Source organism: Bacillus sp. MT(2024), from assembly GCF_036362845.1.
In the GTDB taxonomy this organism is placed as follows: Bacteria; Bacillota; Bacilli; order Bacillales; family Bacillaceae; genus Bacillus; species Bacillus velezensis.
This window is the reverse complement of sequence record NZ_CP143632.1, coordinates 2,795,959-2,815,718: the sequence shown is the minus strand read 5'-3', so window position 1 is coordinate 2,815,718 and position 19,760 is coordinate 2,795,959. Positions and strand designations below refer to the sequence as shown.

Genomic DNA, 19,760 nt, shown 5'->3' with positions numbered 1-19,760 from the left:
TCAAAAAATGTTGGTTACATGGTATCATAATAACAATGAAAACGACAGATTTTCTCAATACATATATTGAAATCTTTCTGAATACATAAAACACCCTGACAGATTAAGAGAACAACAAGGGGGCTCATTATGGAGTTAGTCATCGGATTATTGGTTATACTGCTCGCGCTCTTTGCGGCGGGCTACTTTTTCAGGAAAAAAATTTATACGGAAATTGACCGGCTGGAGTCATGGAAGATTGAAATTTTAAACCGTTCGATAGTGGAAGAAATGTCCAAGATCAAACATCTGAAAATGACCGGAGAGACGGAAGAGTTCTTTGAAAGATGGCGCGAAGAGTGGGATGAAATTGTCACAGCCCATCTGCCGAAAGTAGAAGAGCTCCTTTATGATGCCGAAGAGAACGCCGACAAATACCGGTTCAAAAAAGCGAATCAGGTGCTTGTTCACATCGACGACCTCCTCACTGCAGCCGAATCAAATATAGAAGGCATACTGCGTGAGATCAGCGACCTTGTGACGAGCGAGGAAAAAAGCCGCGGAGAGATTGAACAGGTGCGTGAGCGGTATTCAAAAGCGCGAAAAAACCTTCTGGCGTACAGCCATCTCTACGGAGAGCTATATAACAGCCTGGAGACGGATCTCGACGAAATCTGGAGCGGCATAAAAAAGTTCGAAGAAGAGACGGAAAGCGGCAATTACATTAAAGCGAGAAAAGTGCTGCTTGAACAGGACCGCAGACTGGATCAGCTTCAAACATACATAGATGACGTTCCGAAACTGCTCGCGGACTGTAAACAGACCGTGCCTAACCAAATTGCCAAGCTGAAAGACGGCTACCGGGAAATGACGGAAAAAGGCTACAAATTGGAGCATATTCAAATCGAAAAAGAGCTGGAGACACTCACAAATCAATTGAAACGGGCCGAAAGCGCGCTTTTGGAAGAATTAGATGTCGACGAAGCGTCCGCCATTCTTCAGCTGATTGATGAAACCATTCAATCGATGTATGAACAGCTGGAAGGCGAAGTGGAAGCCGGACAGTCCGTATTAAGCAAAATGCCTGAGCTGATCATCGCGTATGAGAAGCTTGAGGAAGAAAAAGACCGCACAAAAACCGAAACGGAACTCGTCAAGGAAAGCTATCAGCTGACGGCGGGAGAAATCGGCAGACAGCATGCTTTCGAAAAACAGCTGGAAACGATAGGCCGGCTCCTTGAGCAGGCGAGAGAAAAGCTTGACGGTGAGCATGTCGCTTACTCGCTGCTGATTGAAGAAGTCGAGGCCATCGAAAAGCAGATGGAAGAGGCTCAGAAAGAACATGCCGAATACCGTGAAAATCTGCAGGCGCTCAGAAAAGAAGAACTGCAGGCGCGGGAAACACTGATGAATCTTCGGAAAACCATTTCTGACACGGCCCGAATGCTGCAAAAAAGCAACGTGCCGGGAATTCCTGAACAAGTTAAGGACAAGCTCGAGACGGCAAATCATCATATAGAAGAAACCGTCAGCCAATTGGAAGAGCTGCCGTTAAACATGGAGGAAGCCGCCAAACATCTGACCGAAGCTGAAAAGGTGGTTGCGGAAGTCAGCGAAGAGGCGGAAGAACTTGTGATTCAGGTGAAGCTGATTGAGCGGATCATCCAGTACGGCAACCGCTTCCGAAGCCAGAATCATATTTTATCCGAACAGCTGAAAGAAGCGGAACGGCTGTTTTACGCTTACAGCTATAATGAAGCTTATGAGATGGCAGCAGCTGCTGTTGAAAAAGCAGCTCCCGGCGCCGTGAAAAAAATTAAAGCTGATCAATCTGCTTCATAGACGCACAAGCAAAAACTGCACCCTGATGGAAATCAGAGGTGCAGTTTTTTTGTTTCTCACGGAATATAAAAAGCGCCTATGGCTGATATACATCAAACCGCAGGCGCTGAATGTTACGATTTTGCTTTATTTAATTCGATGGGCGGGCTGATAAAAAACGTGATGATGCAGCCGATGATCGCTCCGGCAATGCCCGGAAGCACCCAGCCGATTCCCATGCTGTAAAGCGGAAGATTTGCGTTTAAGAATGAATCTAATGATCCGAGCGGAATGCCTGCTGCCTTCAAACCGTCCAGGATACTGAACAGCCCTGTTCCGATCAGGCAGGCGATATAGACTTCGCGTCTTTCCTTAAAGATTTTATCAATAAAGGAAAGGACGATAATGACAATCGCCAGCGGATAAATGGCTGATAAAATAGGAACTGAAAATGCAATAATCTCAGCAAGTCCGAAATTTGAAATCGCCAGACTGAACAGCGTGACAATCGTAACCACCATTTTGTATGATAAAGCGGGAATCAATTTTGAAAAATATTCGCCGCAAGATGTGACAAGCCCGATGCTTGTCGTTAAACACGCAACGGTGATGGCGGCGCCGAGAACGATGTTTCCCAGTGAACCGAACAGGTAATCAGATGAAGCTGATAAAATCTTTGCGCCTTCGCCGAGCGGCCCGACAGCGTCCGTGCTTGTCGCTCCCAGATAGGCCAAAGATAAATAAATGAATGTCAAACCCGCCGCTGCAATCAGACCCGCTTTAATACAAGCGGCCGCGAGCGCTTTACGCTGGGTGACGCCCCTGCTTTTAACAGCATTGACGACAACGACGCCGAAGACGATTGAGGCGAGCGCATCCATTGTTTTATAGCCTTCCAAAAATCCTTTGAACACCGGCGTTCCGGAATATGCCTGATGTACGGCGCCCAGCCCGCCCATCGGAGTGACGATGGCTTTTACGACAATGATTAAAATGATACCGAATTTAATGGGAGTCAAAATCTTTCCGACTCTGTCCACGATTTTGGACGGGTTAAGAGCTAAATAATACGTAATAGAAAAAAAGATCAACGTGAAAACAAATAAAGATAATCTTTCCGGAATGCCGCTTAAAAACGGAACTGCACCGATTTCATATGAAACGGTTCCGGTTCTCGGAATCGCGAAAAGCGGCCCGATTGATAAATAAAGCACAACGGTGAAAATAGTGCCGAATACCGGGTGAGCTTTATCGGCAAGTCCTTTCGCGTCTTTGCCTGTTAATGCGATGGCGATAATACCCAAAAGCGGCAGTCCTACGCCGGTCAGTAAGAAACCGCCCATCGCTTTCCAGACATTATGCCCCGCCGCTTGCCCAAGCTCCGGCGGATATATCATATTTCCTGCCCCGAAAAAAAGTGCGAAGAGCATGAAACCGATAATAACGGTATCTTTGACAGGTAGTGAGTGTTTCATAAAAGTCCTCCTAAATACTATGTTGAAATATTCTGTCAATTAATTGTCAGATAATATAACAAAACGAACATTACTTATTATATGGCAATGTACAGAGAAGTCAATACTCGATTTATTGCGAATTTCTATTTACTTTTGTTATGGTAGCATAAATATCATACGATGTACCGTTTTCATAAAAGGAGTAAAAAAAATGATATATTTAGACAACAGTTCAACGACCGAGCCGTATGAAGAGGTTTTGGAAGTGTATAAACAGACGAGCAGCCGTTATTTCGGCAATCCTTCGTCTCTGCACCAGTTAGGAACTGAGACGGAACAGCTCCTTGAAGCGGCCGCTCAGCAAATAAAAAGAACCTTACGTTTAAAAAATTATGATATTGTATTTACATCAGGCGCGACTGAAGCGAATAACGCTGCGTTAAAGGGAGCGGCCTGGGCAAACATGAGTAAAGGAAGACATATCATTGCTTCGGCGATTGAGCATCCTTCTGTGACGGAGACGCTTGATCAGCTGACAGAGCTGTTCGGCTTTGAAGTCACATATCTTCCGGCCGATCAAAACGGCTTCGTTTCTTTGAAAGACGTCAAATCGGCTATCAGGCCGGATACGATAATCGTCAGCGTCATGCATGTCAATAACGAAGTCGGCTCCATTCAGCCCGTAAAGGAAATCGGCGGGTTTTTGAAGCAGCACCGGAATATTCTGTTTCATGTTGATCATGTGCAGGGCATTCATAAAGTTCCTCTGTCTATAGAAGAAGCGGGCATTGACCTTTGCACCGTTTCAGGGCATAAGTTTCACGGCTTAAAAGGGACCGGAGCGCTTATCGTCAAAAAAGGAACGCGGCTCATTCCGCTTATAACGGGCGGCTCGCAGCAAAAAGGCGTCCGCGCCGGAACAGAACACACGGCAGGCGCCGTTTCCCTTGCGAAAGCGATCAATCTTTCCGCGCGTGACATGAATGAGCGGCTTTCTTCCGTGGAGGCTGCCAAGAATGCGCTCATGGAAAGGCTGAGCGGGACGGACGAGGTCGTCATCAACACTCCCGCCGAAAATAGCGCGCCGCATATCATTAATTTTTCCGTTCCGGGTGTGAAGGCGGAAGTGCTGCTGCACATGCTTGAGGAAAAAGGAATATATGTCTCCACAACCGCGGCATGTTCGGCAAGAGAGCACAAACCGAGCCGTGTTCTTCTGCAAATGAATAAAGGCGAACAGATTGCATCAAGCAGCATCAGAGTCAGCCTGAACTTCAGCCATACGGCTGACATCACGGAGCCGTTTATGGCCGCGCTGGCGCCGGCTGTTCAAAAACTAAAAAAAATGATGAGGTAGCATATGAATTACGATCATATTTTAATCCGTTTTGGTGAAATATCCACAAAAGGAAAAAACAGACGCAGTTTTATTGAAAGATTAAAACAGAATATCCGCCTGGTATTAAAGGATTATAAAAAAGTAAAATACTTTTCAAACCGGGACCGGATGTCAATTACACTTAATGGAGAAAACCCGGAGGAAATTTGTTCCTTATTAAAGAATATATTCGGCATTCAAAGTTTCAGTCTCGCAATTAAATGCGAAAGCAAGCTGGAAGACATTAAAAAAACGGCTTTAGCCGCGATAGAAGGCGAATATAAACCGGGGAATACGTTTAAGGTCGAGACCAAACGGGCTTACAAGCAGTTTGAATTAGATACAAATGCGATGAACGCTGAAATCGGCGGCCATATTTTGAAAAACACGGATGGATTAACCGTCGATGTGAAAAATCCCGATATTCCGCTTCGGATTGAAATCAGGGAGGAAGCGACATTCCTGACCATTCGTAACGAAAAAGGCGCCGGAGGCCTTCCTGTCGGTTCCGCGGGTAAAGCGATGCTGATGCTTTCCGGAGGTTTTGACAGTCCGGTCGCCGGTTTTTACGCGATGAAACGGGGATTATCAGTTGAAGCCGTACATTTCTTCAGTCCGCCGTATACGAGCGAACGGGCAAAGCAGAAAGTCATGGATCTCGCGGGATGCCTCGCGAAGTTCGGCGGCAGTATGACGCTTCATATCGTGCCGTTTACAAAGACGCAGGAACTCATTCAAAAACAAATCCCGGAAAACTATACGATGACGGCGACGCGGCGTCTTATGCTGCAAATCGTGGACAGAATCAGAGAAGAACGAAAAGCGCTCGCGATCATTACGGGGGAAAGCCTCGGGCAGGTAGCGAGCCAGACCCTTGAAAGCATGTATGCGATCAATGCCGTGACGGCAACACCGGTTTTGCGCCCTTTAATCGGAATGGACAAAACAGAAATCATCGAGAAATCAAAAGAAATCGGCACTTATGAAACAAGCATTCAGCCGTTTGAGGACTGCTGCACCATCTTTACGCCGCCAAGTCCGAAAACACGTCCGAAAAAAGAAAAAATCGAGCACTTCGAAAGCTTCGTTGATTTTGAACCGCTGATTGCAGAGGCCGCTGCCGGCATCGAAACCATCACTGTTTACTCAGAGCAGGAAGCTCACGATAAGTTTGCCGGCCTGTTTTAAAACTGTATACAATTACCAAAGTTTTTTTGAATGAAGACATGTGTTTTATCACATTCTATACTCACAAGGAGGTGATACACATGTCACAATCAAACAGCGGAAACAGCAACCAGCTTTTAGTGCCAGGCGCTGCTCAAGCTATCGACCAAATGAAGTACGAAATCGCTTCTGAATTCGGTGTAAACCTTGGACCGGAAACAACTTCTCGCGCCAACGGTTCTGTCGGTGGAGAAATCACAAAACGTCTTGTCTCTTTTGCTCAGCAAAGCATGGGCGGAAGCAGCCAGCAGCAGTTTTAATCACAACTTCACATAATGGCTAAGAGAGCGGGGAATTCCCCGCTCTTTTTTCATGAGTATAGATAGAAGGCGGGAAGCAATTTATGCATATTTTTATTGTAATGGCCTATGTTTATGTATAATGGGGAAAGAAAGTGAGGAGTTGTTCGTGTTAAAACGAGAAGATTTAATCGCCCCAAAGAACTATAACCTTGTAAATGAAATCGAAAAGTTCAGCCGTTCCAAAGAGAAGAACGCGCTTATTTGGGAAGATCAAACAGGCGGCAAGAAAGTCTGGACGTATGAAAAATTGATGGAAGAAACGAATAAAATCGGAGCCCGCCTGAAAGGTCTCGGATTTGAAAAAGGCGATAAGCTGATTGTCATGGTTCCGAGAGTGCTTGAAGCGTATGCCGTTTATTTAGCGATCTTAAAAGCGGGGATGGTCGTCATTCCTTGCTCGGAAATGCTGCGCGCCAAAGACCTTGAATACCGGATCAAACACGCCGAAGTGAAAGGCGCTATCGTTTTTCCTTCATTTATAAACGCGTTTGACGAGGTGAATACCGAGCAGCTGGTGACATTGTCAATCGGTGAAAATGATGCCGGCTGGAAAAACCTCTTAACGATTGAAGCGGACGGAAACAGTTTTCAAACAGCTGATACAACAAGAGAGGACATGGCGTTTTTGTCCTATACTTCAGGCACGACCGGCCAGCCTAAAGGCGTTGTACATACACACGGCTGGGCCTTTGCCCATTTAAAAACATCAGCCGGTGCATGGCTGGATATTTCTGAAGACGATACAGTGTGGGCCACCGCGGCTCCCGGCTGGCAGAAATGGGTGTGGAGCCCGCTGCTCGCCGTTCTGGGAAGCGGCGCGACAGGATTCATTTATCACGGCAGATTCAACGCCAAGACGTATTTAGAGCTGCTGGAGCGCCATCAAGTAAATGTCTTCTGCTGTACCCCGACGGAATACCGCCTGATGGCAAAAGTGGAGGAGCTGGACAAATATGATCTTTCTGCTCTTCACAGCGCAGTTTCTGCGGGTGAGCCATTAAACCGGGAAGTCATTGACGTATTCCGGAAGCATTTCGGCATTAAAGTGAGAGACGGATACGGCCAAACGGAGAGCACCCTGTTAGTCGGCGTCCTGAAGGATATGGATATTAAGCCGGGAAGCATGGGCAAACCGACCCCCGGAAATCAAGTAGAGATTATAAACGATAAAGGCGAAATATGCGAAACAGGCGAAACGGGCGATATCGCCGTACATTTGAGCACACCGGCTTTATTCAAGGAATATTATAAAGATCCCGAAAGAACGAAAAAGCAGATTCGCGGAGATTACTTTCTTACAGGAGACCGCGCGAAAAAAGACGAGGACGGCTACTTTTGGTTTGAGAGCCGCAATGATGACATTATCGTCAGCTCCGGATATACAATCGGGCCTTTTGAAGTAGAGGACGCGCTCGTGAAGCATCCGGAAGTGAAAGAATGTGCAGTCGTGGCAAGCCCGGATGAAATCAGAGGTTCAATCGTAAAAGCTTATGTCGTTTTACAAGACGATGAAAAGCGCAGTGACGAACTTGTCAAAGAACTGCAAAACCACGTAAAAACAATTACGGCGCCTTACAAATATCCGAGAGAAATTGAATTTGTCGAAAGCCTGCCGAAAACGGCGTCCGCAAAAATCAGACGTGTGGAGCTGAGACAGCGTGAAGAACGGCTGAAGGCTGATAAAAAAGCATAATACAGGATAAAGGGTGAGCGGGGATGAAAGCGATTTGGCACGGCGGCACCATCTATACAATGCTTGACAAGAATCATGTCACTGAAGCCGTTTATACCGAAGAAGGCGTCGTCAGGCAGACGGGCAGCTACCGGGAGCTCCAAGGAACATACGGTTCGCCTGATACGGAGGAAATCGATTTACATGGAGCTGTCATGTTCCCGGGGTTTTCGGACAGTCATATGCATTTAATCGGACACGGGGAAAAACAGCTTCGCCTCGATTTGTCGCAGCTGACGTCAAAAGAAGCGATCCTGCGGGCCGCAAAAGAAGCAGAGCGTGAATTGGAAGATGGCGAATGGCTGATCGGCGAAGGCTGGGATGAAAACCTGTTTGAACGGCCGGATTACGTCACGAAGCATGACCTTGACCCGCTCTTTCCCGACCGCCCCGTCCTGCTGAAGCGGGTATGCCGGCACGCCGCAGCGGTTAATTCGGCCGCATTGCGCGCGGCGGGGATTACAAACGAAACCCCTGATCCAAACGGCGGGATTATCGTCCGGGACGGCACCGGTCCGACAGGCCTTCTGTTGGATAAAGCCCAAGAGCTTGTGACACAGGCCCTTCCGCCCGTCTCACTTCACTATGTCAAACGCGCGCTTCAAACGGCGATTACGGACTGCTGGTCAAAAGGCCTGACAGGCGGGCATTCAGAAGATCTGGCATACTACGGAGACGCGTCCGTTCCCGTTGCCGCGTACGAGTCATTAACCGGCAGCGGCCTTTATCCTTTTCGCGCCCATCTGCTCGTTCATCACGAAGCCGTCGACAGCTGGAGCGCTCTGGATAAATCGACCGGACCTTACCTGGAATACGGAGCGATGAAAATTTTTGCTGACGGCGCGCTCGGAGGCAGAACCGCTCTGTTGAAAAAGCCTTATCATGATGATCCGTCAGTTTCCGGCGTTCAGGTGCACGATGACGAGACCCTTGCCGCTCTTGTTTATAAAGCGAGAGAGAAAGGAATGGAGATCGCCGTGCACGCGATTGGCGACCTTGCATTTGAAAAGGTGCTCGATGTTATCGAAAGATACCCGGCAAAGCCCGGACAGCTAGACAGGCTCATTCATGCGCAAGTATTAGATGACGGATTGATTGAAAGAGCCGCCCGGCTGCCGATCGGACTTGATCTTCAGCCGCATTTTGTGGCCAGTGATTTTCCGTGGGTGATTGACCGGCTCGGAGAAGAGCGGATGAAAACGGCTTTCGCCTGGAAAACACTGCTGTCAAAAGGGCTGCTGTGCGCCGGAGGCTCAGACGCCCCGATTGAGCCGGCCGATCCGCTTCTGGGCATTCAATCGGCTGTGCTCCGTACAAGCAAGCAGCACCCGGAAGGTCCGGCCTATTATGAAAAAGAGTGCCTGACCGTGTACGAAGCCATTCAGCTTTACACGGAGGGAAGCGCGGCCATCATCCATAAAGAACATAGCCGCGGACGGATCGCCCCCGGCTATGATGCCGACTTTACCGTACTCAGCGGTGATCCGTTCGGGACGGATCCGAAAAAGCTTCATGAATTGGAAGCGGTCAAAACCGTCGTCGGCGGCCGTATCGTATATGAAAAAGAGGACAGGCAGTGATGCCCGTCCTCTTTTTTTATGATAAAAATGATCGCTTTACTTTTTCCCAGAAAGAGTTGTCTTTCAATTTCACCGTTTTGATTTTTTTATCGGATAGTGTAATCTCAACCTTTTTGACATTCCGCGTGCTGAGCGCTTCATTATCAAGCCCGATAATCGGATGCTCATTGCCGTCCTGCACCACCTGCAGTGTCAGCTTCCGGTCTGAGCTTAAAATAAACGGGGATCCGAGTGTACGGTATGTGTTGTTGTTCAACGACGCCAGTTCGGATACCTGCATGCAGGAAATCAAAGGATCAACAACGGCGCCTGAAACAGATTTATTGTAGGCGGTGCTGCCCGTCGGGGTGGAAATGATCATCCCGTCTCCTCTGAACGTCTCAAAATGAAGATCATCAATTAACACGTCCATCACAAACGTTTTAATAATGCTTGAACGGATGGAAACCTCGTTTAAACAGTGAAAATGATTGCTGCCGTCCACCGTTACGTGAATGAGCGGGTATTTTCTGACCTCTAGTTGTTCCGCGGTCATGCTGGCCGCCATTTTTTCAGGCTCATCGCTGTGAAAATCACAGTACAAATGGGCTTTCCCTTTTTTAGCGATGCCGACATACAGGCAGTCATCACGGAATCCGGTTTTTCTGACGGCTTGCAGAAATGAGCCGTCGCTGCCGATGCTGGCGATAATACCGGCATCCTCCGGGTGAGCCGCAACTGTAAAACCGTGCGATTCAGCAAGCTGCTTCAAGGAGCTGACTTGTTCTTTTGTTTCGTTGTTTTGTTTGTGAAAAAAATAAACATTGCGGCGAAGATCGGTCATATCCCCATTCCCCTTTGCTGTCATATTTACGTTTTTCTCCCAGCAGGTATTGTGTTAAAATACCTGTGGCAATAGTGTAACATGTTTCCTGTTTATCCGTTAAGAGAAAGCGCTTCATGAAAAAAATGAATCTTTTTTTACGGGGGAACGTACGAATATTGACAGAAAAGGAGGAGAACAAATGAATGCAAAAAGATGGATTGCGCTCGTCATCGCGCTCGGCATTTTCGGCGTATCAGTCATTGCAAGTGTGACCGTCGGGGTGCTGAAGAATTTCGGAGATACCGGGTCTGACTTTGCATCACTGACAGATGACACAGAGGAAGTGACGCTGGATAAGGGCAGCCCCGGCAGTAAAATCGCCGTGCTTGAAGTGGACGGCACGATTGAGGATAACGGCGGGTCCGCTGGCCTGCTCAGCTCAGGCGGGTATGATCACAGATCATTTTTAAAACAGGTTGAGCGTGCGAAAGAAGATAAAAGCGTCAAAGGAATTGTACTGAAAATCAATTCTCCCGGCGGAGGCGTTTACGAAAGCGCGGAAATACATAAAAAACTGGAAGAACTAAAGAAAGAAACGAAGAAACCGATTTATGTATCCATGGGCTCCATGGCGGCATCGGGAGGCTACTATATTTCAACGGCCGCCGATAAAATCTATGCTTCACCGGAAACGCTCACGGGTTCACTGGGCGTCATCATGGAAAGCGTCAATTATTCCAAGCTCGCCGATGAACTCGGCATCAAGTTTGAAACCATTAAAAGCGGCGCGCATAAAGACATCATGTCCCCGACCCGCGACATGACGAAGGAAGAAAGAAAGATCATGCAGACAATGGTCAACGATTCTTATGAAGGATTTGTCAATGTCATTTCAAAAGGCCGGCACATGTCAAAAGCGGATGTGAAAAAAATTGCCGACGGCCGTGTTTACGACGGCAGACAAGCGAAAAAAATCGGCCTCGTTGATGAGCTCGGTTTTTACGATGATACGATCAGCGCGATGAAAAAGGACCATAAAAATATGAAAAACGCTTCAGTCATCACATACGAGGAAGGATTCGGATTAGGCTCGCTCTTTTCCATGAGCGCAGCGAAAATGTTTAAAAGCGAAATTGATTTTCTGAATATGAAAGAACTCATTTCGCAATCCGGTTCGCCGCGGATGATGTATCTCTATGCAAAGTAGGGGGGAAGAAAGAATGGACGCGACTTACGAAGGCTTTCACGGCAAAGAAGAGGAAGCCGAACAACAGAAGGCGCCCGAGCAGGCATATGCGGGCTTTTGGATCAGGTTTTGGGCGTTTCTTCTTGATTGGCTGGTGGTCTGGGGACTTAACCATCTCATCGTTTCACCGATTTTCACGCTGATGAAGCTCCCGGCAACAAGCGGAATGTTTACAATCTCAGCTTATTCCGTCACAACCCTGATCGTCTACCTCGCCTATTTTGTGTTCATGACGAAATGGTTTCATCAGACACTCGGCAAAATGGTCTTCGGGTTAAAGGTCACTTCTTTGACGCCCGGAAAGCCGCTGACTTGGAGCACCGTCATTTTCAGAGAAGCGGTGGGGCGATATATCGATAAAATCTGGATTCTCTATATCGTCATTGCGTTTACGCCCAAAAAGCAGGGCATTCACGATTTGATCGCCGACACAACGGTGATTCACGAAGCGCTGTACCGCAAATAAAAGCAGTAAACCCGGAATAAACGTCCGGGTTTATTTTTTTTGGTTTTGGCGATAATGCTGCTAAGGAAGTGAAGCCTATGGGATATGCCGCAGCAGCTGTAATTCTCATTCTCATTTTGGTCTGGCTGCTCATGAGGATGAAAATCCATCTGACTTTCGAATATCTTCACGATAAAGATAACGACAAACTGACGTATAAACTCTCGGCCTTATACGGGCTGGTCCGTTTTAAAAAAACGCTGCCCGTCATTAAAGTAAACAGCGAAGACGCGTCTATTGATGTCAAACAGGACACGAAATCAGAAATGAAAGGTCAGAAAAAAGAGAAGAAAAAAATCACATATGAAGATGTCAAACAGAGCATTCACAGAATAGAAATGATTCTGCACCAAGTCTTTCAGATGCGCCAAATCGCCGCCTCATTTCTTGCGGGAGTCCGTGTTACGAAGTTTGAATGGGTGACGGTTATCGGAATAAAAGACGCCGCCGTTACGGGAATCGCCGCCGGCGGATTGTGGGCCGTAAAGGGAGGCCTTACGGCGATGCTGTATGATCATCTGCGTTTCATACATAAACCGGTGTGCGAAGTCATTCCGTCTTTTCAAGTGCCTGCATCCAAGACGCATTTGCAGTGTATATTCTTTTTTCGTTTTGGACATCTTATAGTTGCAGCTTTCAAATTGCTCAAATACGGGCGGAACGGACTTTCTATCATACGAAAGAAACAGCCGGTTCCGGTTGCTTCAAAGAATGATTCATCAGTTTAAGGAGGAGCGCATATGGCAGACCACCCCATTCAAGGTTTAATGAAAACCGCTATGGAAAATTTAAAAGAAATGATTGACGTGAATACAATCATCGGCGATCCTGTTGAAACGCCTGACGGCAGCGTAATCTTAACGGTTTCAAAGGTCGGATTCGGATTTGCGGCGGGCGGAAGCGAGTTTGGAGGAAAGCCGGCTGAAAAAAGAACCGATGATGATGAAAGAAAAGAGCAGAAGCTCCCGTTCGGCGGCGGAAGCGGCGGCGGAGTATCCATTACGCCGATTGCGTTTCTGATTGTCGGAACAAACGGCGTGCGCATGCTTCATTTAGACGAAAACACCCATCTGATTGATAAACTGTTAGACTCCGCGCCTCAAACGATTGAACGCATCCAGCATATGTTTAAAAAGAATGAAAAAGGCCGGAACCAAAAAAGAACGGATATCGATTTATAACAGAAAAGTTAACTGCCGCCCGCAGTTAGCTTTTTTTACGATGCGGCATAACCTTTGCAGTTTGCATAAAACTCGACTATGATAGAGCTATACATAGATAAAGGGAGGAATCAGAATGGCTGAAATTACATTTAAAGGCGGAGCCGTGACGCTGATCGGACAAGAAGTGAAACCGGGTGACCAAGCTCCTGACTTCACGGTTTTGACAAACGGATTAGAAGAGAAGACATTAGCAGATATGAAAGGGAAAGTAACGATCATATCCGTTATTCCTTCCATTGACACAGGCGTATGTGACGCGCAGACACGCCGCTTCAACGAAGAAGCCGCAAAACTTGGTGATGTGAACGTTTATACAATCAGCGCCGACCTTCCGTTTGCACAAGCGCGCTGGTGCGGAGCGAACGGAATTGATAAAGTGGAAACATTATCGGATCATAAAGAGATGTCATTTGGTGAAGCATTCGGTGTTTACATCAAAGAACTTCGTCTTTTGGCACGTTCCGTATTCGTCCTTGATCAGGACGGAAAAGTCGTTTACGCGGAATACGTAAGCGAAGCGACAAACCACCCGAATTATGAAAAGCCTATCGAAGCTGCAAAAGCGTTAATCAAGTAAAGAGAGAAAAAGAGCTCCGGGTGCTGCCGCGGAGCTCTTTTCATGGCAAGGAGGAAACAGCATGCAACACGACCATGTCGGTCAGATTTATGAACTTTTAGATGAAGCCGCCCAAGTGATAGCAGAAGGCCTTGAGATTTCTTATATTGAGGGGCTTGCGGAGGCGGGAGAGATGTATTTTCTTGAAACGGCCGACCAGCTTCCGCTTCAGGAAAAGCAAGCCGGCGAGCTTAAAAACCTGCTTGCGAAAGCAGACTTCAGAAAATGGGAGCATGAATGGATCCGCAAGGCGTTCCAGCTCGCCATTTTAAAAGGACTGAAAGATAAGTCCCATCCGAACAGACAGATGACGCCTGATACGATCGGCCTTTTCATCAGTTACCTCGTGAATAAATTTACGGGCGGCCGAAAAGGCCTGACATTGCTGGACCCCGCCTGCGGCACCGGAAATCTTCTGCTGACCGCGGCAAACCAGCTTTCTGACAAAGCGGCAAAAAGCTTCGGCATTGAAATCGACGATGTCCTTCTGAAGATCGCTTATGCTCAGGCGAATCTGCAGGAAAAAGAAATGGAGCTGTTCTGCCAGGACAGTCTTCAGCCGTTATTTATCGAACCGGCCGATGCGGTTATCTGCGATTTGCCGGTCGGCTACTATCCGAATGACGAAGGCGCTGAAGCGTTTGAGCTGAAAGCGGATGAAGGCCACTCATTTGCTCACCACTTATTTATTGAGCAGAGCGTCAAACATACAAAACCGGGCGGATACTTATTTTTTATGATTCCGAACCATCTGTTTGACAGCGCGCAAAGCGATAAACTGAAGCGGTTTTTTGCGGAAAAAGTGTATATCAACGCCCTTCTCCAGCTGCCGGCTACGATGTTTAAAGACGAAGCGCAGGCAAAGAGCATTTTAATCTTGCAGAAAAAAGGCGAAGACACAAAGCCGCCGAAACAAGCGCTTTTGGCGAATCTTCCTTCTTTTGCGAACCAGCAGGCGATGCGGGAGATGATGGCAAAATTGGATCAGTGGATTCAAAAAGAAAAATAATGACGAAAAAGCAGTGTGAGACGCAAAATCCCGCGCTGCTTTTCGCTTTTTAAAATGAATGGAAATCAGGGCGAAAACACAAATTAAGGAAAGAAAATAACATTCCGTAAGGCCGTGCCGTCCATTTGGCACAAATGAGATTTATCAGAAAATATCGACTTCGTGTTGTAAGCGGTACCAATGTGGATGTTGACTTGAAATGCTGGGTTGACAATGTTTAAATGGAAAAGTCAGATATTTTTTGGACCGCAGTTATGGTCTGGGAAAAAAGAACGAACAAACGAAGAAGAATTTTGATAGGAGCGTCATTTATGTCTAAAATTATTGCAATTAACGCAGGAAGCTCATCTTTAAAATTTCAGTTATTCGAAATGCCTTCAGAAAAGGTGCTAACAAAAGGTTTAGTAGAACGGATCGGTATCGCCGACAGCGTTTTCACTATCTCTGTTAACGGCGAAAAAAATACAGAAGTGACAGATATTCCGGATCATGCGGTTGCGGTGAAGATGCTGCTTCACAAGCTGACTGAATTCGGTATTATAAAGGATTTAAATGAAATTGACGGAATCGGCCACCGTGTGGTTCACGGCGGAGAAAAATTCAGCGATTCTGTTTTGCTTACGGATGAAACAATCCGTGAGATTGAAGAGATTTCAGAACTTGCGCCGCTTCATAATCCGGCTAACATCGTCGGCATTAAAGCCTTTAAAGAAGTGCTTCCGGATGTGCCTGCGGTTGCAGTGTTTGATACGGCGTTCCACCAAACGATGCCTGAGCAATCTTACCTGTACAGCCTTCCGTACGAATACTACGAGAAATACGGCATCCGCAAATACGGTTTCCACGGCACTTCTCATAAATACGTGACACAGCGCGCAGCTGAGCTTCTCGGCCGCCCGCTTGAAGATTTGCGTCTGATTTCCTGCCACCTCGGTAACGGCGCAAGTATTGCGGCCGTAGAAGGCGGAAAATCCATTGATACGTCAATGGGCTTCACACCGCTTGCGGGTGTTGCGATGGGAACACGTTCAGGAAACATCGACCCTGCATTGATCCCGTACATTATGGAAAAAACGGATCAGACGGCAGATGAAGTATTAAATACGTTAAATAAAAAGAGCGGACTGCTTGGCATATCCGGTTTCTCCAGCGACCTTCGCGATATCGTAGAAGCTTCAAAAGAAGGAAACGAAAGAGCGGAAACGGCTCTTGAAGTGTTTGCAAGCAGAATCCATAAATACATCGGTTCTTATGCTGCGAGAATGAGCGGCGTTGACGCGATTATTTTCACTGCGGGTATCGGTGAAAACAGCGTTGAAGTCAGAGAACGCGTGCTTCGCGGCTTAGAATTCATGGGTGTATATTGGGATCCTGCGCTGAACAACGTGCGCGGCGAGGAAGCGTTTATCAGCTACCCTCACTCTCCTGTCAAAGTCATCATCATTCCGACTGACGAAGAGGTCATGATCGCACGCGACGTTGTCCGCCTTGCACAGTAATGATCGAAAAAAGCACATCCTTTAGGGTGTGCTTTTTTATTGAATGCCCCAGAGTCAAACGTTACGATATGTTTAATACATAAACGATGAGGTGAAGCAATGAGCGTGCATGAACATAAACAAGAAGCCCCGTCAGCCGTGCGCTGCAAGGTGGTTACAGTCAGCGACACGAGAACGAAAGAAACCGACAAAAGCGGGCGCGTCATGATGGATTTCATCAGAGAAGCAGGATTTGAAACGGTCGCTTATGACATTGTAAAAGATGAAAAAGATGAATTGCAGAAAGCCGTTTTATCCGGCTGTATGGATGAATATACAGATGCGGTGCTGTTAAACGGAGGGACGGGCATTGCCGAAAGGGATGTCACAATTGAAGCGGTCACGCCGCTGTTTTCAAAAGAACTCCCGGGATTCGGCGAGCTGTTCCGCATGCTGAGCTATACGGAGGACATCGGTTCCGCCGCCATTTTGTCCAGAGCGGCAGCGGGTGTGATCCGAAATACCGCAGTCTTCTGCACGCCCGGCTCCTCAGGCGCCGTAAAGCTTGCAATGAGTAAACTGATTATTCCTGAACTGCCTCATGTGCTCCGGGAAATCCGAAAAGATTTATAAATGTATAAAAAGGCTTTGCTCCGCTCAAAAAATTGGGTGGGGTTTTTTTTATAAAAGGCTTGAAAAAACAGAATTTACTTGTTACAGTGTATACATACAAAATGCATTTTTATTAATTAAAACTAATTTTTATACAAAGGGAGCTTTTAACATGGCAGAACAAAAAAAGGTTGTATTGGCATACTCAGGAGGTCTTGATACTTCTGTAGCGATAAAATGGCTGCAAGAACAGGGATACGATGTTGTTGCCTGCTGCTTAGATGTTGGGGAAGGAAAGGATTTGGCATTCGTTCAGCAAAAAGCGCTGGAAGTTGGCGCCGTAAATTCGTATGTGATTGATGCGAAAGAAGAATTCGCCCGGGAGTACGCGCTCATTTCTATGCAGGCCCATACAATGTATGAAGGCAAGTATCCGCTCGTATCTGCACTATCCCGTCCGTTAATCGCGAAAAAACTCGTTGAAGTGGCGGAAAAGGAAAACGCGGTGGCCGTAGCGCACGGCTGCACGGGAAAAGGCAACGATCAGGTTCGTTTCGAAGTATCCATTAAATCATTAAATCCTGATCTGGAGGTCATTGCTCCGGTCCGTGAGTGGCAATGGTCGCGTGAAGAAGAAATTGAATACGCTGCAAGCCGCGGCATACCGATTCCGATCAATCTTGACAGCCCGTATTCCATCGACCAGAACCTATGGGGACGCGCCAATGAATGCGGTATATTAGAAGATCCGTGGGCGGCGCCGCCTGAAGGGGCATATGACCTGACAGCATCTCTTGAAAACACGCCGGACGTTCCGGAAATCATCGAAATCGCATTTGAAGCCGGTGTTCCGGTTTCAATCGACGGCATAACCTACCCGCTCGCTGATCTAATTCTCAAGCTGAACGAGACTGCCGGAAAACATGGCATCGGCCGGATTGACCATGTGGAAAACCGCCTGGTCGGCATTAAGTCCCGTGAAGTTTACGAGTGCCCGGGCGCGATGACTTTGATTACGGCTCACAAAGAGCTTGAGGATCTGACTTTAGTGAAAGAAGTGGCCCATTTCAAACCGGCAATTGAACAAAAACTGTCTGAAATCATCTATAACGGTTTATGGTTCTCGCCGTTAAAAGACGCGCTGCTTGCATTCCTGAAAGAAACCCAAAAACACGTCACCGGCGTTGTGCGAGTCAAGCTGTTTAAAGGCCATGCCATTGTAGAAGGACGTAAGTCGGAATATTCACTCTATGATGAAAAACTTGCGACATATACAAAAGACGATGCTTTTGACCATCACGCGGCAATCGGTTTCATCGAGCTTTGGGGGCTGCCGACAAAAGTAAACAGCATTGTGAAAAAGAAGGAGCAGATTGAAGCATGAAGAAGCTTTGGGGAGGCCGTTTTCAAAAAACACCGGAAAAGTGGGTCGATGAGTTCGGCGCATCCATCACATTCGACCAAAACTTAGTCAAAGAGGATATTACAGGGTCTCTCGCTCATGCGGCAATGCTGAAAAAATGCGGCATTCTGACGGAAGAAGAAGAAGGCGCCATCCGACAGGGGCTGCAGATCCTCCTGCAAAAAGCAGAGGAAGGGACGCTTGAATTCTCTGTTGATTATGAAGATATCCATTTGAATATTGAAAAAATGCTGATCGAAGAAATCGGACCGCTGGGCGGCAAGCTCCATACCGGCAGAAGCCGGAATGACCAGGTGGCGACCGACATGCATTTGTATTTGAAAGATCATGTCTCACATATCATCGTGCTGATTGAACAGTTCCAAAAAGCGCTGATCGAAAAAGCGGAGGCCAATGTCGAGACCATTCTGCCGGGGTACACCCATTTACAGCGGGCTCAGCCGATTTCTTTCGCCCACCATCTGCTTGCTTATTTTTGGATGCTTGAACGGGATAAAGAGCGTTTTCGCGATGCTATGAAGCGGATTAACATATCGCCGCTCGGATGCGGGGCGCTTGCCGGAACTACGTTTCCGATAGACCGTAACTATTCGGCGGAGCTGCTCGGTTTTGACTCCATTTATGAGAACAGTCTTGACGGAGTCAGTGACAGAGATTTTATTCTCGAGTTTTTAAGCGGCAGCAGCATGCTGATGATGCATCTTTCACGTTTATCAGAAGAAATCATTCTATGGTGCTCGCAGGAATTCAGATTCATTGAACTGGATGATACGTACGCGACGGGAAGCAGCATGATGCCGCAGAAGAAAAACCCCGACATGGCGGAGCTGATCCGCGGTAAAACCGGACGCGTATACGGTGATATGATGGGTCTTTTCACGATTATGAAAGGGCTCCCGCTCGCTTACAACAAAGACCTGCAGGAAGATAAAGAGGGCATGTTTGACACTGTGAAAACCGTAGAAGGAAGCCTTCAGATTTTCACGGGCATGATTGAAACGATGAAAGTAAACAAAGACATCATGAAACAAGCGACAAAACAAGATTTTTCAAATGCGACGGAACTTGCCGATTATTTAGCTAAAAAAGGCATGCCGTTCAGAGAAGCGCATGAAGTGGTCGGCAAGCTTGTGTACAGCTGTATTGAAAAAGGAATCTATTTAAGTGATATGGCATTTGAAGAATTCCTTCAAGCCAGCAGTCTCTTTGAAGAAGATATCTATACCGTGCTCGATCCGCATCATGCGGTTGAAAAAAGAATGAGCGCCGGCGGAACGGGTTTTCAGCAGGTAGAACAGGCGCTCGTAAAAGCAAAAGCCTGCGCCGGCATTTAATTTGCTGAAATTTCCTTCATATTTTCCCGTCAT

General features: G+C 47.1%; 18 protein-coding genes. 16 read left to right on the top strand and 2 right to left on the bottom strand.

Annotated elements, in window-relative coordinates; genetic code table 11:
* Positions 1-129 precede the first annotated feature (129 nt).
* Complete coding sequence (gene ezrA / locus VP472_RS13760; protein ID WP_052586432.1) at positions 130-1,821, top strand: septation ring formation regulator EzrA; 1,692 nt, start codon at positions 130-132, stop codon at positions 1,819-1,821.
* Between the two features lie 113 nt (positions 1,822-1,934).
* Here ezrA and brnQ read toward each other — a convergent pair whose 3' ends face one another.
* Complete coding sequence (gene brnQ / locus VP472_RS13755; RefSeq protein ID WP_003152412.1) at positions 1,935-3,275, bottom strand: branched-chain amino acid transport system II carrier protein; 1,341 nt, start codon at positions 3,273-3,275, stop codon at positions 1,935-1,937.
* Positions 3,276-3,468: 193 nt separating this feature from the next.
* Here brnQ and VP472_RS13750 point away from each other — a divergent pair, with 193 nt between their 5' ends.
* The 5 genes from VP472_RS13750 to VP472_RS13730 all read left to right on the top strand — a co-directional run bounded on the left by VP472_RS13750 (position 3,469) and on the right by VP472_RS13730 (position 9,476).
* Positions 3,469-4,614: a cysteine desulfurase family protein gene (locus VP472_RS13750; protein ID WP_146277332.1), complete on the top strand. Its 1,146-nt coding sequence runs from the start codon at positions 3,469-3,471 to the stop codon at positions 4,612-4,614.
* A gap of 3 nt (positions 4,615-4,617) precedes the next feature.
* Positions 4,618-5,823: a tRNA uracil 4-sulfurtransferase ThiI gene (gene thiI / locus VP472_RS13745; protein WP_146277330.1), complete on the top strand. Its 1,206-nt coding sequence runs from the start codon at positions 4,618-4,620 to the stop codon at positions 5,821-5,823.
* Positions 5,824-5,903: 80 nt separating this feature from the next.
* Positions 5,904-6,122 carry an alpha/beta-type small acid-soluble spore protein gene (locus VP472_RS13740; RefSeq protein ID WP_003152415.1) on the top strand — a complete coding sequence of 73 codons (219 nt, stop codon included), beginning with the start codon at positions 5,904-5,906 and terminating at the stop codon, positions 6,120-6,122.
* Positions 6,123-6,270: 148 nt separating this feature from the next.
* Positions 6,271-7,857, top strand: coding sequence for an acyl-CoA synthetase MbcS (gene mbcS, locus VP472_RS13735; protein WP_102421675.1), 1,587 nt, complete (start codon positions 6,271-6,273; stop codon positions 7,855-7,857).
* Between the two features lie 23 nt (positions 7,858-7,880).
* Positions 7,881-9,476, top strand: a complete 1,596-nt coding sequence (locus VP472_RS13730; protein WP_146277328.1) for an amidohydrolase — start codon at positions 7,881-7,883, stop codon at positions 9,474-9,476.
* A 16-nt stretch (positions 9,477-9,492) separates the two neighbouring features.
* Here VP472_RS13730 and VP472_RS13725 read toward each other — a convergent pair whose 3' ends face one another.
* On the bottom strand, positions 9,493-10,299 hold the full coding sequence (locus VP472_RS13725) for an NAD kinase (protein WP_003152418.1): 807 nt from the start codon (positions 10,297-10,299) through the stop codon (positions 9,493-9,495).
* 181 nt (positions 10,300-10,480) lie between these two features.
* On the opposite strand from VP472_RS13725, the gene sppA reads away from it, so the two are divergent.
* The 10 genes from sppA to argH all read left to right on the top strand — a co-directional run bounded on the left by sppA (position 10,481) and on the right by argH (position 19,727).
* Positions 10,481-11,488, top strand: a complete 1,008-nt coding sequence (gene sppA / locus VP472_RS13720) for a signal peptide peptidase SppA (protein WP_146277326.1) — start codon at positions 10,481-10,483, stop codon at positions 11,486-11,488.
* A gap of 13 nt (positions 11,489-11,501) precedes the next feature.
* On the top strand, positions 11,502-11,993 hold the full coding sequence (locus VP472_RS13715) for an RDD family protein (protein WP_017418361.1): 492 nt from the start codon (positions 11,502-11,504) through the stop codon (positions 11,991-11,993).
* 77 nt (positions 11,994-12,070) lie between these two features.
* Complete coding sequence (locus tag VP472_RS13710) at positions 12,071-12,760, top strand: DUF2953 domain-containing protein (RefSeq protein WP_153986679.1); 690 nt, start codon at positions 12,071-12,073, stop codon at positions 12,758-12,760.
* A gap of 12 nt (positions 12,761-12,772) precedes the next feature.
* A complete protein-coding gene (gene ytfJ, locus VP472_RS13705; protein ID WP_003152423.1) occupies positions 12,773-13,213 on the top strand; it encodes a GerW family sporulation protein in 441 nt (146 codons plus the stop codon).
* A 115-nt stretch (positions 13,214-13,328) separates the two neighbouring features.
* Positions 13,329-13,832, top strand: a complete 504-nt coding sequence (gene tpx / locus VP472_RS13700; RefSeq protein ID WP_007408050.1) for a thiol peroxidase — start codon at positions 13,329-13,331, stop codon at positions 13,830-13,832.
* A gap of 61 nt (positions 13,833-13,893) precedes the next feature.
* Entirely contained in the window at positions 13,894-14,880 is a 987-nt protein-coding gene (locus VP472_RS13695) for a class I SAM-dependent methyltransferase (protein WP_071391502.1), read from the top strand.
* A 311-nt stretch (positions 14,881-15,191) separates the two neighbouring features.
* The gene (locus VP472_RS13690) at positions 15,192-16,379 is read left to right on the top strand and encodes an acetate kinase (RefSeq protein ID WP_003152426.1); all 1,188 of its coding nucleotides are present in this window, start codon (positions 15,192-15,194) and stop codon (positions 16,377-16,379) included.
* 99 nt (positions 16,380-16,478) lie between these two features.
* A complete protein-coding gene (locus tag VP472_RS13685) occupies positions 16,479-16,991 on the top strand; it encodes a MogA/MoaB family molybdenum cofactor biosynthesis protein (protein ID WP_094247661.1) in 513 nt (170 codons plus the stop codon).
* Positions 16,992-17,142: 151 nt separating this feature from the next.
* Positions 17,143-18,354, top strand: a complete 1,212-nt coding sequence (locus VP472_RS13680) for an argininosuccinate synthase (RefSeq protein WP_038459484.1) — start codon at positions 17,143-17,145, stop codon at positions 18,352-18,354.
* Positions 18,351-19,727 carry an argininosuccinate lyase gene (gene argH, locus VP472_RS13675; protein WP_007613085.1) on the top strand — a complete coding sequence of 459 codons (1,377 nt, stop codon included), beginning with the start codon at positions 18,351-18,353 and terminating at the stop codon, positions 19,725-19,727. Before VP472_RS13680 ends, argH begins: the two co-directional genes overlap by 4 nt.
* Positions 19,728-19,760 lie beyond the last annotated feature (33 nt).